Genomic DNA, 16950 nt, shown 5'->3' on the forward strand with positions numbered 1-16950 from the left:
TTATGCGGCGGTGTTATTGGCTGTGGCGGAAAGGTAGATGACCGCTTATTTATGCTTGAATAGATGGTAGCGAAAGAAATTGCGTTCTAGCATTGACAAGCGCCTAGATAATACTGATCATATATACAGTTGTATGGCTGGGGACGAGTTAAAGCCATCGTCATTAAAATCAACCTCCACAAAGGGTAGAGAGCACATGGATCCTAATAAGCAAAAAGCACTGGAGTCAGCGCTAGGTCAGATTGAGCGTCAGTTCGGTAAGGGTTCGATCATGAAAATGGGCGATAGCTCACGGGAAGTGATGCCCTCAGTATCGACTGGGTCGCTAGGTCTCGATATCGCCCTTGGTATCGGTGGCTTACCCTATGGCCGGATTGTGGAGATCTACGGGCCAGAATCATCAGGTAAAACAACCCTGTGTTTACAGGTAATGGCAGAAGCGCAAAAGGCTGGTAAAACAGTAGCGATTGTAGATGCAGAGCACGCGCTTGATCCTCAATACGCTGAAAAACTTGGCGTCAATCTGGACGACCTACTGGTGTCGCAACCCGACACAGGTGAGCAAGCTTTAGAAATCACCGACATGCTGGTACGTTCAGGCTCGGTAGACGTTATCGTTATCGACTCGGTGGCGGCACTGGTGCCAAAAGCTGAGATTGAAGGCGATATGGGCGACTCTCATGTTGGTTTGCAGGCGCGTTTAATGTCGCAAGCCCTGCGTAAATTAACGGGCAGTATCAAACAAACCAATACACTGGTTATCTTTATTAACCAGATCCGGATGAAAATCGGCGTCATGTTCGGCAACCCAGAAACCACCTCTGGTGGTAATGCGCTTAAATTTTATGCCTCTGTTCGCTTAGATATTCGTCGCATTGGTGCGGTAAAAGAAGGCGAAGAAGTGACCGGCAACGAAACGCGGGTCAAGGTAGTAAAAAACAAAGTGGCGCCACCGTTTAAACAAGCAGAGTTTCAAATTCTGTATGGTCGCGGTATTTATCGTTTAGGTGAAGTTATCGATTTAGGTGTTAAATTGGGCTTGGTTGATAAATCAGGTGCATGGTACGCCTATAAAGGCGATAAGATTGGCCAAGGTAAGGCCAATGCGGCGAAATATTTGGCTGAGCATCCTGAAATCGGTGCAGAAATTGAAGGCAATATTCGCGAGCAGTTACTGCCGAAGCCAACGGTTAAAAAAGCAGACGGCGAAACCGTCGCTGAGACTAACGCTGAGTGAGTTGGTTAAGATTAAGCCACAAATCAGAATTCTGAAAATAGATTTTTTGCTTCGTGGCTTACTTCTTGAATCGACTTACCCTAAACCGATTAACTTATTCTAGTTGTTAGCCGGTTTAGGGTGCTTCTCATAACTATAGAAGAAGTTAATTATTGAGGTTGATTGTCTTCATCATCTTCAATGCTAAGAGAAAATGAATTTTTCTGCTCTTCTTTCTCTATTTCTGCAACATTTCCTTCTGGTATACCACGGCTGCTGTGTAGTTTAATCTGCAGGCGTAAATTGTTTTCAGAGTCAGCGTTCTTTAATGCATCTTCGAAAGATATTTTGCCAGTCTCATAAAGCTTGAATAAGGCTGAGTCAAAGGTTTGCATACCCAAATTTTCAGATTTACTCATGATCTCTTTAATCGTTTCTATTTCACCTTTATGAATTGCTTGCGCAACACTGGGTGTGCCGAGCAGTATCTCTATTGCCGCTGTTCTTTTTCCATCTATGGTGGGCACTAATCGCTGAGAAACAAAACATTTTAAATTGAGCGATAAGTCGAGTAATAATTGATTTCGACGTTCTTCAGGGAAAAAATTGATAATACGATCAAGTGCTTGGTTAGCGTTGTTGGCGTGTAATGTTGAAATACAAAGATGCCCTGTTTCCGCGAAGGCAATCGCATGCTCCATAGTCTCGCGATCTCTAATCTCACCAATAAGAATGACATCTGGTGCCTGCCGGAGCGTATTTTTAAGCGCTTGATGAAAGCTTCGAGTATCCATGCCAATCTCGCGCTGATTAATAATGCTGCGCTTATGACGGTGCAAGAACTCGATAGGGTCTTCAATAGTAATAATGTGACCACTGCTATTGGTATTGCGATGGTCTATCAGTGCGGCTAGTGAGGTAGATTTACCAGACCCCGTCGCACCTACGAATAGGACTAAGCCACGCTTAGTCATGATCACGTCTTTCAATATTGCTGGTAGACCGAGTGCATCCACATTAGGTATTTCAGTAACAATATTGCGCGCTACGATAGAAATTTCATTTCGTTGTTTGAATATATTGACACGAAACCGGCCAACACGAGGAATATGGTAGGCCAAGTTCATTTCTAATTCTTGTTCAAACTCTTCAACTTGATCGCTATCCATAATGGCATAGGCAATAGCCTTAATGTCGCCAGGTAAAAATGGCTCTTTTTGCAAAGGCTTTAGCTTGCCGTGAAATTTGGCGCAGGGTGGGGCGCCGGTACTTAAGAAGAGGTCTGATCCATCATTTTTAGCCAGTAGGGTTAAATAATCATCAAAAGTCATTTGTCCACCACCTGATTGTTATGACGTCATTGTCTTTTATTGTAGATCCATTTTACAGATGATGGCGTTCAAATGTACTTTTAATGGGTTAATCTCACCTTGTCATTCTCGCAAGTAAGCGCTGCGCCTATTTCTGCATTAGCTAAATTAACACCAAGTGTATCCAGTAATGAATTGACTACTGGATCCAGAATTGGTGAAAGCGCCGTTGTAATTATAACATCAAGGCTAGAGACTAGATTGTTGGCTAGGATACCGACTAGATTGAGTACGCCACCTAATATGTTGCCGTTAGTTGGCTCATAAAATTCAAGCTCTATTCCAGTGAGTGTGCTAGCCAAACTGGCTACAGGGTCATCGGCAGAAAATGCTTGGTATGAATTTTCAATATCTTCTTTAACGTCAGGTAAGTAAGTATCGTCGGGATTATTCTCGAATGAAGGTAAGTTTTCGGGGACATCATCTCCGAGGATAGTTGTATCTAGCTTTAGACCAATGCCGCCTCCAGCAAAAGCGTCACGATCCGCTAAGCTTTTATCCGATGTCCATCCTGCTCCCAGTCTGTAGCTGTAATTGCAAAATAGTAAAGCACAAGTTTTTCTAACGTGGATGGTGCCGATATCAATGATTGGGATGGGTTCTACTACAAGTTCATCTGAAGAAAAGACATTGCTCGAAGCATCTTCAGTATCACTACCGAACTGTCCTAATGCTACAGATACCGTGGAGGTAGAAACCTCAGCATCAAGCGTTTTGGTGCCATCAATGTCACAATCTGCGTTTTTAACTCGGGCGATACCTGAACCTGCATTAATTGCAATATCGACTCTAGGTGATTCTAATATTTTAATATCTATTTGATCTTTTGCATCGACGCAACTCACAAGACATACAATATCACCAACCAAGCCAACTAAATTGAGGGATAACAAGCTATTTACAATATTATTAACTTCAGAAATCAGAGGTGCAGACAACAGTGCTTCAAGGCTGTTCAGTACAGAGCCAACAATGGGTAAATCTAGAGATATAAATGTTCTTACCTGCGATGTTTGGGCAAATATACCGTTGCTGCCGTAAGGGTTGATTTTTGCTAAGTTCGGATTGCCAATTCCTGTTTGTGCTGGTTCGGTGATTTTTGCACGTACCGTTGCATCTATGATCCCAAGCGGGATGCCAACGTCAGCAACTATACCGCTTTTACCATTTGCCAGCTGAATGCTACCTTCGATCAACTGCATAACACCTAAATCAACATCGACAGAGGTCTCGGTGGCGTCAGTTTGTATAGCCAATATTTCACCGAGCTGAATATTCGGTATACCAAGTGGGATATCTGATGAGAGTGATTGCAATGCACTAACAGTTGCATTGCTGGCTCCATCAGCCTGTAGAACATCAGCACTTACATCAAGTATCTCAGATAGACTTACATCTGTAGTGAGAAGCGTGTCATAGGCGCCAGCTGTTACACCTATTTCTGAGGCAAGGGCATCAAAATAACTTAGTAGATTTATATTGGTATCTAATAAGCTCTGCCAGTCACCAACAGTTAAATTTAAAGTTGTACCGAGTAAGCCGCCAAGTACCGAATTAAGTATTCCTTCGTCTACCGTCGCAATACTTGAGCGTATGGATATTAGCGCGGTAGGCTCACAAGCCTTAGCTGTAGCGGATGCACTTAATTCGATTTTGTCATCTGCAGGATTTAATATTCTTCCAAAAAGGGATGTATTAATTTTATAATCAAGAATAACGGTGACGGAATAACCTGAGTTGCTTACAGTGGCTGCCAGCTCATCAAGTTTGCCATTGAAATTGCCGCGATCGCTTTTGAGTGTGTCGATAGTATCTACGCTTAGGTCGCCGAGGGCATCTTCATCGATTACTCCACGACAATAAAGCAACGCTGTCTCCAATGCCGCTAAATCAGCATTTTTCTGCAGCGACCTTTTTTCAAAATAGATCCGCCCTGTATCTGTAGTTATCGCGAGGCAGGGCAACAGTACAAGTATTATCATTATTATGGAAAAGATTGTTGCGACGCCTCGTTGCGCATGATGAGGGCGAGCGTATTTTGGTCGCTGTTTTTGCATAGTTGTTTTACTCTACAGTGAAACTATCTTCGCTAAAACGTTCAGGAATCGCGTGCGAGAAGCTTTTAACGTACCGGTTATACACTTCGGTACTTACCTTGCCGCTGAGATGTTGTTCGTGTTCACTCGCATGCTGACCGGATCGTTGTTGATCTAGCAGTTTTTGCGTCGTCGTTTTCGGGGCAGAGTTTGGTGTGTAGATAACTTCAGGTTCTGCAAGGGCCGACATAGATAGTGCGGATGCGCCAAAAACGAAGGCAAGAGTTAATTTTTTCATAGTGCAGTTCCTTTTCTAACGATGTTGTTGCCGGCAATGGTCGGTTGTTTAAAACTATTGGCTTGGCTGAGTAACTCTCTAAACTCTGAAGAGGGGATACCGTTGTTTTTGGCCATGCGAAGTGCTGTTCTGCTGTCGCCGCCTAGTATTAAGCTCATAACCATGTTGCGAATAGCAACGGGGTGGCCTGGCTGCAATTGCAACGCAGTCATAAACTCGCGCTGGGCACCTTTAAACTCTTTGTGAGCTAGCAAAATGAAACCGTAGTCATTACGAATATCTGCGTTACTCGGAGCTAAGCGACGCGCTTTGAGCATTTGTTGGTGAGCCTGCGGAATGTCGCCTCGGGTGGCTAATATTTTGGCCATGCCTGCGTGACCATAGGCTGACATACAGGTCATGCTTAAATTGCGGTAACTTGCATAAGCCTCGTCTAGCATGCCGGTATTACGTTGTGCTTCTGCGCGTAGCCTCAGTACACGGGGAAAGTGATCTGCCGCCTTTTCTAGATACGCCAGTGCTGAGTAATATTGCTTTTCGGCTACTTGTCGCTCAATTAAATCCAGCTTGACGTTATCTTCTTTGCTAATCGGCATATCGCAATTATTAGCCGAGGCTTGTTTAGAGCCAGGCATACTGGCGCAACCACTGAGTATGACTAAGGCAAAAATACATGCCGTAATAGAGACTTTATTCATTTTAATTGCTCCTTCCTTAGTTACCTAAATTACCTAGCGCGCTAGTAACTGACATAAGCGCGGGGCCAGCTACAACGATCAACAAAGCTGGGAATAAAAACACCATCATTACCAGCGACATCTTTCCTGACATTTTGTTGACTTGTTCAGCCAAGTCTAATTTGCGACGGTTTTGTAGAAGTTTGTAAAGTTCGTCTAAGGCTTTGTCGATACTGCCGCCGGTAATGGCTTGTTGGCGAACTACGATTAGATATTCTTTAAACCCTTCGGCGCTGGTGCACCCTATAAGCTCATACAGAGCTTCTTCCTGACTTTGGCCGGATTCTATTTTGTTTACCGCGAACTGTAATTCCTGTGAGCAGGTGGGTGCAAGATTGCGCAACTGGTCGCAAATGATCGCTAATGTTTTTGGAAGTGATAAGCCCACGCGCCATAGCATCCTTGTTGTTTGCACCAATATCAGGGTTTCTTGGTTTAATTTTTCTTGTCTGCTTGCGGCTATTTTCTTTAAGAAAAAATACGATAAATAGACCAGGAAAATAAAACCAAGCGTTATGGTCAGCAGTATGGTGGTAGTGGGTGTGCCATTGAAATATGTATATATACCAAGGCATATAGCAATAGTTACAATTGCAATGAGTGTAATGGTAGTGGCGTTGACTTGTTGTTCTGAGTTGAACAAGCCCGCTCGGCGCAGCAATTGTGATAAAGACGCAATATGAGTGTTTTCCTCGCGTAATTGTCGCCACATATCTTTAGAGTTGAATTCAAACTCCGCTGGCTTGCCAGACGATGCGGTTTCTACGTGGGCAAGGGCTAATAGTAGCACCGGAGCCGTACAGAGAATGACTGCGCCAATGATGTAATAGAGATGATGTGCTTCCATGTTAATTCTCCTTAGGCCCCAATGGATTTGATCATGCGCCACAGTACGACAACACCGAGGACTTGCATTGTCACAGCCAAAATAAGTGCTTGTTGGCCGCCAGCGCTATTCCACATATCTGTAAGAAAATCGGGATTGCTATAGAAGGTGTATGCCGCGATTGCCGGCGGTAAAGCGGCAAGAATAGCTGCAGTAACCCGTGTTTCGCCGGTCATAGCACTCAGCTCGCGTTTGCCAGAGTCTTGCATTCTTAAAATATCGACGATGTCATCAAGAATAGAGCGAATGCTGCCGCCGTATTGTTCGTTAATGCGCAATGCCGTTGCGAGCACATCAAATTCATTAAGCTGGTTAACCCTGGCTTCTCGCTCAAAAGCTTGATGTAGGTCATAGCCGTAGTGAACTCGGCGCACAACTCGTCTCATGACCGTACCCAATGGGCGCTCTAGAGTCTCCACTGAGTCGGCAAAAGCATTCTCGACTGACACACCTGCAGATAAGCGCCGAGTGNCCTGGTTGATGAAAGAGGGCAGTTGGCTGAGCATTTTAGCGCGGCGTTGCGCGCCAATAATTTTTATTAGTGAGTACGCCATGAATACAAGGCCTACAGCGGCTAGCGCGCCAATGTTCAGCGGTAAAAGCAATAAGCTCAACGCAATGCTAGTGACTAGAACTGCAATAGCAGCGTAGACAATAGCGGGGGGGAGTTCAACGCCATTGCTGCCGAGATAATTTTCTAAGGCGGCGGGTAGTTTGGCGCCGGCTTCGGGAATAATTTCATTCTCGGGTGTCGGTTCCTCAGACTCTCCGCTGATGATCATCAACACCACAAAGGCTAAACCGACTAAGAGCAAAGCGAGTGCAATCCATAACATAGTGATGCTTCCTTTAACTTAGACCTGCGCCAGATCTGGAGCGCGGGCGGTATTTTTTGCGCCGTCAACACGAAGAACTTTTCGGTTCGCGTCGTCGTAAGCAAAAATATCTTTGAGTGTTAATTCGTTATTGATGACGTGCAACTCCGAGATTTGTAATACACAGCGGCGGCCATCGGATTTACGGCCAATGTGAACGATTAAGTCGAGTGCGCTACCGATCATTTTTAGAATTAAATCGCCAGTGCCTTTGAAGCCCGAAATTCCGACCATCATTTCAAGGCGGGTTATTGCGTCGCGCGCTGAGTTGGCGTGCACGGTGCTCATAGAGCCGTTGTGTCCGGTGTTCATTGCTTGCAACACGTCAAGGATTTCTCCTCCGCGGCTTTCCCCGACGATGATGCGATCGGGGCGCATACGCAGCGCATTTTTAACCAACTCTCTTGCGCTTATTTCGCCGACACCTTCATTGTTTTCTGGACGGGTTTCTAGGCGAACAACGTGGCCATTGCGGAGCTGAAGTTCGGCTGCGTCTTCTATGGTTACAATGCGTTCGGTGTTGGGGATGAATTGGCTAAGTATATTTAATAAGGTAGTTTTACCTGAACCGGTTGCGCCGCTAATAAGAATATTGGTTCGATTCGCAACAGCATTAGTTAAGTATTCCAGTACGTCTTCACTGATAGAGCCTGTTGCTAATAGCTCCTGGGCGGTAAGCGGATCTTTCCGAAATTTACGAATCGACAGGCAGGGGCCATCTAGCGCCAATGGCGGCACTATCGCGTTGATACGGCTACCGTCTTCAAGGCGTCCGTCAACGATGGGGCTAGACTCATCTATACGACGCCCCAAAGGCGAAATCATACGGCGAATAACACGCAGTACATGACGGTTGTCGAGAAAGCGTATATTGGCTTTTTCAAGTACACCGGCGCGTTCGATGTAAATGCTATGGGGGCCGTTGATTAAAATATCGTTGATGGTCGGGTCGTCTAATAATCCCTGTAGCGGGCCAAACCCCACAATTTCGTTTAACAAATGTTTTTCTAATGAAATGAAGGTTTCACGGTCAATGGTTGCCTCGTAAATGCGGCAATATTGACGGATGTAGGCCGAAATGGCCTCTTCCAGTTTTCTCTGGTTGTCGTCATAAATAATCTTGTCATCTTCAATTCTGTCGATAACAAATTTGTGCATGTCTGACTTTAGTTTTTCGTAATCGTCAGTCGGTGCAACTTGCTTATTTGGTGCTTTACGTTCCATGAGTTTCATGAGCGAATACCTAATAATCAGTTAGAGAAGCCGACGCCGGCTGACGATTTTTTAGATTTAGCAGGTTTGTCGCCCTTCTGTGGATTGCCGAATAACATGCTGGTAAACGAGGGGGTGTAATCCTTATAGATATCTCCTGGTAGTTCACGTAGCTCAGTGTTCTTGGCAATAGGTTTTACCAAATGTGGCGTCACTATCATTACCAGTTCTTTGTCGTCTTGCTCAAAGCGGGTCGAACGGAACAGTGCGCCAAGAATAGGGATGTCACCAAGCCCTGGTATTTTGTCAGCGTTGTTATAGGTGTTGCGAGTAACCAAACCACTGATAATGAAGCTTTCGCCAGGTGCAAGTTGAATCGCGGTGTCGGTGCGCCTTACTCGCAGGGCGGGTACCGATACGCCGCCAGACTGCACGCCGCTGCTAAAATCTAGATCGCTCACTTCAGGTGCCACTTTCAGCATAATGCTGTTTTCGCTTAACACAGTTGGTGTTAGGCGAAGGCGAACCCCAAACTCTTTAAATTCAATTTGAACTTGGCCATCGTTGCTTGCTACTGGGTAGGGGAATTCACCACCGGCCAAAAAGCTGGCAGTCTGGCCTGATAGGCTAACGAGTGATGGCTCGGCCAAGGTATAAGCGTAACCGTTTTGCTGAAGTGCGTTTACCGCAGCATTAAAGTTTGAGCCGGCATGGCCGATCAAAATCGAAGAGCTATTACTTGAGTTCACTAGTCCGCCCATCAGCGAATCTATGCCGCCAATGATGCCAGATATATTTGGGAGTAAACCAGCTGCGCCCATGGCAAAGGCAGTGTCTCCGCCCGTGCGTGCTAGCGCCGTGCCAATTTGTCTTAGTTGCGAACGGCTATATTCAACAATTCGAATATCGGTTTGAACTTGAATGCCGCCTTGTTGAACGGTGTTATCAATCGCTTTTTCACCGGCCTCCGTGATCAGTTGATCATGCTGAGCTAGCGACTGAGTTTTGCCTTGTAGCACAACACTACTACCTGTTGCATCAATTGCCACGCCGGCGGTACTTGAGTTGGCGATATCTGGTACCACGTCAATTTTAAAGGTGGTTGGATCACCACTACCTTGCCAGAGCAATAGCTGTGTAGAACCGACTTGCTTAGCAGTGATTAAGAACTGCTTTGAGTTAAGTACTTTTAAGCTTGCTATGGCGGGGTTACCCATGGCGCTGCGCTTGACGCTATGCTGAGTCGTCAGCGCCTGCTGCTCGCCCGTGGTCATTCGTACAGTCTTATAGGGGCTTGCCTGAGCCACCGCAGCGAACGCAATAAGCAAGCTGAATATGAATCCTTTTTTCATTGTGGATACTCCGTGTTGGCCTGAAAGTTTGCTCGCGTTCATTAGTTACGTACCGTAATGGTTTCTACCGAATCGCCGCTATAAACATAGACAGATTTCGGTGCTGGTGGTGGTTTTAAGCCAGTAACGTCGCGGATAAAAGCAGTACGGTCTGTGTCGCTCATGTGTTTGTTATCGGTCGGGGCTATGCCATTGGCCGTTGTTACAACCAAGGCAGACTCTATATCTGATTCACCTATGGCGACTAAGCGGAGTTCGCCGCTTTCTTCGGCTAGGCTTAGAACAGGGATATCCTCTAGCGCTATCTCTAGAACAGCAGAACGGCTACTCTTTCCAGATTCCTTATCGTCCTTAGAAGGCTTACCTTTTTTGTCGGTCACGACGATGTTTTTGTCCTCGCGCTCAACGTCAGTCCCAAAAGCTATTAAACGGACATTTTTAAGTAGGCGACGAGACATGCTTTTGTTGTAGGTTGCTTTAGATGCTCTAGTGGAGAAAATGATGTCTACACGGTCACCGGCCTTTAAAAACCCACCGGCGCTAGATGTTTCGTTTACCTTGATAGCAAGGGCGCGGTAGCCAGCAGAAATTTGAGGCGCTAAGGTACTTTGTTTTTCAAAGTCGCTCTCTCTTAGGATCGCACCAGCGGCAACCTTGGACTCGAGTTTTTTATTGAGAACGTCGCCTGCCTTTAAAAAGCTGCCGTCAACAAGTAAAGGGTAGGGGATTAATTGCACATCTTCTGTGCGTACTATTTCTCCCTTGTTCATGCCACGGTTAACAATAATTAGTTTTTGGGCATAGGCAAAATCGGTTTGCTCTGCTGTGCTGGCTTGAGCTTGAGAAACTGCGCGACTCTTCGATGAATCTTCTTGACTTATTTTGTAGCCAATTATTCCCATGAACACGGCGCTAATAATTAGCAGTGCCGCGATAATTTTTAATGTCCTTGCTTGCATAGTCGTATCCCTAAAGGTCAATAAACTGCTGGTTTATTTATTACCGCTGTCTTTAAACTGATCTTAAGCACTGTGTCGTAGTGCTGCTATTGTGGGAGTTACGTATAGGGGCTATGAGTTGTGCAGTCACGTGTAGCGGGAGTGGGTGGGAAAGTGTTTTCGATGGGTAAAAGTGCGAGATGCATCACAGATTTTTGTTATTGATAGGTGTGGCCGCTTGCTATTGTAGATTGATTTTTATACCTATAGGCACAAAACCATATGCTTGGAATAGAACCTTGCTGCTACGTCCTGCGCTAAAAGAGCAGGCTTGCTCTGCCAACCAATTTATCATCGCTCAGGTTGAGTAGTTTAAATCCAAAAATTGAAACGGAAGTTAATGGATCTGCACGTATTTCAAGCTCGCAGATGAGATTACTTTCACAAAAACCAATATTTGTTGAGTAGTATGAAGCTGGGGAGATGAGTAGAAGGCCTGAGGCAAATTCTTTATATGTTTCAATTATTTTACATTCGGCAATTTCTTGTGGAGTCTGTCCGGTCTCACTTGGTTCGTCACAAATCTCATATTCTGAGCCAATCGCCTTGCGAAGTAATTCTTCGCTTGTATAGGTCATATTCTGAATTAAAAGAAAAGCAAGTGAATAAGCAATTACTGCGTAGCAAATAGTAAACAATACGGGGAATATGATTACAAACTCAATGGCGACGACGCCTCTTTGCCGCCGTTGAAGTGGGCGATAAAAATTGCGATTTATCATTGCTGTGCTCCATGCCGAGTGTGTAATTTAAACTTCAGAGTGTAAAGTTAAAAGCAGTAACAAATACCGCGCCTAATGCGACAGCGCTTCCTAGGGGTATACCGCGTTTAAATGACGCGCTAGGTAAATTTGTGGTGTTTGCATAGTGCGCTTTTATTAATGACATTCTAGAAGCAAGGTGTGTGAATGACATTAATAACAGCAGACTAAAAATGCCTATCGAAAAAACCGACAGTAGTTGTAGTGGTGGCCATAAAGGGGCTATTGCTAACATTAGCTTTACATCACCGCCGCCAACTATTCCCTTTATATAGCCAGGTATGGTAAGCGCTAGTCCTATGCCGATATTGATCACAATATGTTTAGCATTAACTTCAGAGGAAAAGGCGGCATAACATGCCGCCCATCCTGCGAGTATTAGCAAATATTTATTGGGAATCCTACGGCTATTCCAATCAATTATTCCAATTAGAATTAGTATAATGTAGGTCGTTAGCACTGTCATATAAGTGCTTTCTTAACCGCCACTGGGGGGGTTTATTGCGTCAATTTTGTCAGTAATATTGTTAAATGACCCTTTGAGACCACCGTCACCGGTAGCGCCGTCAGATCCAGTGCCGAGGAAATATACCGCCGCTAATACAACGACAACAAGTACTGCCGCCATTACCGCATACTCAATCGCGCTAGCGCCGCTCTCGTCTTTTTTGAAGTTGTTTAGTTTGCACATAATTTTGTTTAACATGATGTATTCTCCGTGATTAAAGTAGTAGGTCGAACATCGCAGGTTTCCCTCTCGGCCTTGGTGCTTACTTTGTTCTTTACACACTTTGAAAGAAATAAGTAGTTGCCGAAGTTGGATTAAGGGAAAGAGTAGGTTTTGCGCAATATTTGGTTTTTTTTGTGATGCGGAGCACGTTTTGGCTGAAAGCTTGATAAAAAATATTCGATTAAAAGCCATGGATTTTCTTGCTAGGCGAGAATATTCGCGTCAAGAGTTGCATCAAAAGTTAGTGCAACGATTTCCCGATAGCTCTGATATTGACCTTGTATTAGATGATCTTGTGATTGATGGCTTGCAATCTGACGCCCGTTTTGCAGATTCATTTTTCCGTTTGAGGATGAGTGCGGGTTATGGACCTAATTATATTAGGGCTGAACTACGTCAACGAGGTGTTGAGGAGCTATTGGTTGGCGACGTGTTTGCTGAACATGATATTGACTGGTGCGCAGCTGCTAAGCAGGTGTTTGATAAGAAATACGGCGGGCTAGATATGTCAGATGTTAAAATACGTGCTAAATGTATGCGCTATATGCAGTACAAGGGGTTTACCTTCGATCATCTTAAGGGCTTGGTTTGAGGTTTCATCACAAATCATTATTCTGGCTGGGCTGAATATCCACTTTACTTAAGCAAATCGATCTTGATCTGTGTCCGCTTAATTACTTTTGCTTGGACCTTAAGGATTGGTAGGGTAGTTGTACTCCCTTCTTGTTAGGTCGATTGCGGTATTTTTATAGGTATATTCTACGCTGTGCATTGAGCGCTTTTTCCGATTACTATGTCTCTAGAGTTCAGCATAACTACTGTGCTCGCTAATACAGCGTTAAAAATAAGCTTAAAATACTCATGTACTACAGTAAACTGCGTTTTTGCGCTGATTTTGCCTCGTCTTAGCGTCGTTCGTGGCGTTAAGTTGAGCTCTCGTCTCAGTACTACTTGTGTTGTTATGTTTGTGGGGAAGTTATGAAAAAATTTAGTTCTATTGTTTTGTTAAGTGCAGCCTTGGCGGGTTTCGCTAGCACACCTGTTTTTGCTCAGGATGCCGCCTTCGGTGGCGCACGTTTAGAAACACTAACAGAGCAGCTGAAGTTAACGAATGATCAGCAATTACAAATAAAGGCCTTACTCGAAAATTACGCTAAAGAAGCTGCGGTGATTCGTGATGGTCTTGTGGCTGCACAAGAAAGCATCCGTCGTGTGAATTTAGCGAGACTTGGCGATGCGGATGTTAAGCGTTTAAGCCGTGAGGCGGGGCGTTTGTCCGCTGAGCATACCGCGGCGCTGTTGAATACTCAGCGTGGCTTCTATGGCTTGTTGGATAAAGATCAAAAACAGGCTTACAACAAGATGCGTGCCGAAGCCCTAGAAGCTTCGGCTATAATGAACGGCAAATAGCGTATAGCGATTATCAGAAAAGGGTGGCCTATAAACATAGGCCACCCTTTTTTATGGCTATTAACAAAGCTTACAAGCGTTGTATTGATAGGCCTTGCTGCGCAATCCATTCACCGAGTGCCTCGGCTTTTGATTCATTACTAACAATAGCGACGCTCGCATCTGCATTTGTAAAATAGTGCTCACAGACGCGAATTAAATCTTCGGCTGATACGGCAAGTACCCGCTGCCGAAATTGGCGGCGCTCCGCGATTGTGCGACCAAATATATTGCTGTGATAGTCTTGTTTGGCTTCACCGGCAGGGGAGCCTGGTTTATCAATACTGCCTACCACACCTAAAATCGCTTCTTCTAAACCTTGGGCAGATACAGCTGTATTAAGCATCCATGTAATGGATTTGTCGAAATCATCTAGTGTTTCTTGTAAGCGTGGGTCTCGGTAAGAGTAAAAGCGGAATGCCGCAATATTTGAGTCTTGCGAGGCGCCGCCGCCGTAGGCACCGCCTTGTTCACGGATGGCGCGGTGTAAGTAGCCATTGCGTAAATAGACGGCAAATACGGTGAGTATTGGTGCATCGGGGTGGCCAGAGGGCACGGTGGGATAGGCTTTGGCGCAGAAATTAACCTGTGAATTAGCCAGCCAAAATTCCTTTTTTACGCTTCGCAGTGCCGGCAGTTCAAATGCTTTAGAGGGATCGGCGTTAAAATCCTGCCATATTGGTGCGAGCTCAGCACATAATTCTTGGAGCTGATCGTCTTCGGCAATAATAAGTAGCTCTTTGCTACTCGCCAATATTTTTTGGTGTATTCCCGCGAGATCATCGGCAAGGCTCGCCAGTGATTCTGCGTCTTCTATGCGTGTGGCGAGCTGCTTTAATAACCTGATACCACTTAAACCACCGAGTTCTTCGTTAACCTTGGCGATGGGGCTCATGCCGGCACTGGCTGCGCTCATGGCTAGGCCATGGCCATTGCCGGTGATTGCCGATTCGCGCCGCCCTTTAAGTTGGGCAATGAGTTCTTTAAGACGCTCGTGCTCGTCAAAGCGGAGGTGCTCGAGGGTATCTCGCATAAGCTTGGCTTGGTTATTGGCATTTCGTAGCAATGCTTTTGATGACAGCACTAAATAGGCTTGAATGTCTTGTTCATTGTCTATACCGCCGCGCATGGTGGTATAGGTGCTAATGCCGCCACATACCTGCGCTTGACGGGCCTGTACTTGTAAATAGCTCTGTTCACCAAGGCCTAGCTCGGTGGCGACTAGGGTGTAAATTGAAAGCAGTGAAAGCTCGTGCTCGGTGAGTTCGGGTAGGCTGACTAAAAGTTGCTGATATACCAAGCCATTGGTGCCACGACCGTATTTTGTATACGGCAGATTACCAAATTGCGCGGTGTCAAAGTGCAGCGCCGGGGTATCGAGTGGCACGTCCTGTAGGGTGACTTTAGGAAGAATGGAATCATCTTCTTCCATTGTTTGGCGCTCAGCCAAGGCTGCAGCCTGATCTATAATGTGCTGCCTTTGCTCATCGCTAAGTGCGTCTTTTAATGAACTTAGGCGATCTTTTTCTGCTTGCTCGGCACGGCTCTGGATTTGTTGGTCAGGAGCCATGACCAAAGTGACGCGATGTGGATTGTCGAGTAGGTTTTGCGCGAGTCTCTTGATGTAGTCAGGGCTTGCTGTTTTGGCTCTAATAGCTTGTAGCGCGGGATCTAAATTGAGTAATTCAATGGGTTTGCCACGATGGGTCGCACTGTCTAGTGCGGTTAAAATTAGTTGTAAGCCATAGGGGTAGCCATCGCCACCGATTTCACGTTGGCGTAATTCAAGCTGATGTAAAACTGCATCAACATCTTCAGCTGCTACGCCGTTGTCAGCGACGTTTTTCAAGGTGTCGAGTATCAAGTTTTGGACATCGTCAGTACTGCCAACGTTACTGCCTTCTACGCCGCAGGCGAAAACCATTTCACGCATGGAATCTTCAAGTCCGCACATGGGCGAGGGCGCGCTGCCTAGCGATGTTGTTTCTAGCGCGTGCATCAGAGGGCTGGCGCTATTGTCGAGGAGTACACCGGCAAGTAGCTGTGCTTCTAGCTGGGTTTCAAGTTCGGTGCTTTTACCTAATAGCCACGCGACAACAATATGGGTTTTGTTGTTTGTATCTTCTGACGCAGGTAGCGGATAGCTTTCTTGAACACGCAGTGGCGCGTGGTAGCGCTTTTCGTCGCCAACGGCAATATGGTTGTTTAGAGCTTCAAACCGGTTTAGAGCTAGCTCTTCAAAACGCGCTTGATGCTCAGCGGCAGGTATGTTGCCGAAGGTCATGAAAATGGCGTTGCTAGGGTGGTAATGGCTTTTATAGAAAGTTTGAAGCTGCTCGTAGCTTAAATCGGGAATGGCTTCTGGGTCACCGCCGCTATTGTAGTGGTAGGTAGTGCTTGGGAATAAATATTTGCACAGAGTTTGCCAAAGCTGACTGGGGACGGAGCTCATGGCCCCTTTCATTTCATTAAATACAACGCCCTTAAATTCCAATTCTGAATTGGGGTCTTTGGGGTCTTTAAATTCTAAGCGGTGTCCTTCTTGAGCAAAATCTAGTGGATGCAGACGAGAGAAAAACACCGCGTCTAAATAGACTTGTAGCAGGTTTTCAAAGTCTTTGCGGTTGCTACTGGCAAAGGGGTAGGCAGTCCAGTCTGAGCTGGTAAAGGCGTTCATAAAGCTGTTTAACGAACGCCGAATCATCATGAAGAACGGGTCGCGAACCGGGTATTTCTCGCTGCCACATAAGGCTGTGTGTTCTAGTATGTGGGCTACGCCGGTTGAGTCTTTTGGCACGGTGCGCAAGGCTACTAAAAATACGTTTTCTGGATTATCACTGGCAATATGGTAATGGCTTGCGCCGGTTTTACTGTGACGGTATTCCGCGATGCTCACACCAAGTGCGGGTACGACTTCGTTGCTAAGTAATTCAAAGCTGGGAAATGCAGTGGGGTTGACGGTTGTTTGCGCGGTGGTGTCGACTTGAGTCATGCGTAATCCATATGTTTGGCGAAGAAGTAACGTTATGC

The 16950-nt window shown here is 45.6% G+C and carries 16 protein-coding genes; 3 read left to right on the forward strand and 13 right to left on the reverse strand.

The window, feature by feature from the left end:
- The first annotated feature begins 196 nt into the window (after positions 1-196).
- Positions 197-1237 (forward strand): recombinase RecA, encoded by a 1041-nt coding sequence (gene recA, locus GVJ32_RS11235; protein ID WP_159240146.1) that lies wholly within the window; start codon positions 197-199, stop codon positions 1235-1237.
- Between the two features lie 149 nt (positions 1238-1386).
- Here the strand turns inward: recA and GVJ32_RS11240 are convergent, their stop codons facing one another.
- The 12 genes from GVJ32_RS11240 to GVJ32_RS11295 form a co-directional block, all read right to left on the reverse strand.
- Positions 1387-2547, reverse strand: a complete 1161-nt coding sequence (locus tag GVJ32_RS11240; protein ID WP_159240147.1) for a PilT/PilU family type 4a pilus ATPase — start codon at positions 2545-2547, stop codon at positions 1387-1389.
- A gap of 80 nt (positions 2548-2627) precedes the next feature.
- Positions 2628-4643 carry a pilus assembly protein TadG-related protein gene (locus GVJ32_RS11245; protein ID WP_159240148.1) on the reverse strand — a complete coding sequence of 672 codons (2016 nt, stop codon included), beginning with the start codon at positions 4641-4643 and terminating at the stop codon, positions 2628-2630.
- A gap of 7 nt (positions 4644-4650) precedes the next feature.
- On the reverse strand, positions 4651-4920 hold the full coding sequence (locus GVJ32_RS11250) for a DUF3613 domain-containing protein (RefSeq protein ID WP_159240149.1): 270 nt from the start codon (positions 4918-4920) through the stop codon (positions 4651-4653).
- A complete protein-coding gene (locus GVJ32_RS11255; protein WP_159240150.1) occupies positions 4917-5618 on the reverse strand; it encodes a hypothetical protein in 702 nt (233 codons plus the stop codon). Before GVJ32_RS11255 ends, GVJ32_RS11250 begins: the two co-directional genes overlap by 4 nt.
- Before the next feature lie 16 nt (positions 5619-5634).
- Positions 5635-6504, reverse strand: coding sequence for a type II secretion system F family protein (locus GVJ32_RS11260; RefSeq protein WP_159240151.1), 870 nt, complete (start codon positions 6502-6504; stop codon positions 5635-5637).
- Between the two features lie 11 nt (positions 6505-6515).
- A complete protein-coding gene (locus GVJ32_RS11265) occupies positions 6516-7379 on the reverse strand; it encodes a type II secretion system F family protein (RefSeq protein ID WP_159240152.1) in 864 nt (287 codons plus the stop codon).
- Between the two features lie 18 nt (positions 7380-7397).
- The gene (locus GVJ32_RS11270; protein ID WP_159240153.1) at positions 7398-8651 is read right to left on the reverse strand and encodes a CpaF family protein; all 1254 of its coding nucleotides are present in this window, start codon (positions 8649-8651) and stop codon (positions 7398-7400) included.
- 17 nt (positions 8652-8668) lie between these two features.
- On the reverse strand, positions 8669-9982 hold the full coding sequence (locus GVJ32_RS11275; RefSeq protein WP_159240154.1) for a type II and III secretion system protein family protein: 1314 nt from the start codon (positions 9980-9982) through the stop codon (positions 8669-8671).
- Positions 9983-10023: 41 nt separating this feature from the next.
- Complete coding sequence (cpaB, locus tag GVJ32_RS11280; RefSeq protein ID WP_159240155.1) at positions 10024-10941, reverse strand: Flp pilus assembly protein CpaB; 918 nt, start codon at positions 10939-10941, stop codon at positions 10024-10026.
- A gap of 296 nt (positions 10942-11237) precedes the next feature.
- Positions 11238-11702, reverse strand: coding sequence for a TadE/TadG family type IV pilus assembly protein (locus tag GVJ32_RS11285; RefSeq protein ID WP_159240156.1), 465 nt, complete (start codon positions 11700-11702; stop codon positions 11238-11240).
- Positions 11703-11736: 34 nt separating this feature from the next.
- Positions 11737-12207: a prepilin peptidase gene (locus GVJ32_RS18480; protein ID WP_159240157.1), complete on the reverse strand. Its 471-nt coding sequence runs from the start codon at positions 12205-12207 to the stop codon at positions 11737-11739.
- Positions 12208-12219: 12 nt separating this feature from the next.
- Positions 12220-12447, reverse strand: coding sequence for a Flp family type IVb pilin (locus tag GVJ32_RS11295; RefSeq protein ID WP_159240158.1), 228 nt, complete (start codon positions 12445-12447; stop codon positions 12220-12222).
- A 175-nt stretch (positions 12448-12622) separates the two neighbouring features.
- Here GVJ32_RS11295 and GVJ32_RS11300 point away from each other — a divergent pair, with 175 nt between their 5' ends.
- Positions 12623-13063 (forward strand): regulatory protein RecX, encoded by a 441-nt coding sequence (locus tag GVJ32_RS11300; protein WP_159240159.1) that lies wholly within the window; start codon positions 12623-12625, stop codon positions 13061-13063.
- A gap of 386 nt (positions 13064-13449) precedes the next feature.
- On the forward strand, positions 13450-13881 hold the full coding sequence (locus GVJ32_RS11305) for a Spy/CpxP family protein refolding chaperone (RefSeq protein WP_159240160.1): 432 nt from the start codon (positions 13450-13452) through the stop codon (positions 13879-13881).
- A gap of 70 nt (positions 13882-13951) precedes the next feature.
- Here GVJ32_RS11305 and GVJ32_RS11310 read toward each other — a convergent pair whose 3' ends face one another.
- Complete coding sequence (locus GVJ32_RS11310) at positions 13952-16912, reverse strand: insulinase family protein (RefSeq protein WP_159240161.1); 2961 nt, start codon at positions 16910-16912, stop codon at positions 13952-13954.
- Between the last annotated feature and the right edge of the window lie 38 nt (positions 16913-16950).

It is taken from the genome of Zhongshania aliphaticivorans (genome assembly GCF_902705855.1).
Lineage (GTDB): Bacteria > Pseudomonadota > Gammaproteobacteria > Pseudomonadales > Spongiibacteraceae > Spongiibacter > Spongiibacter aliphaticivorans_B.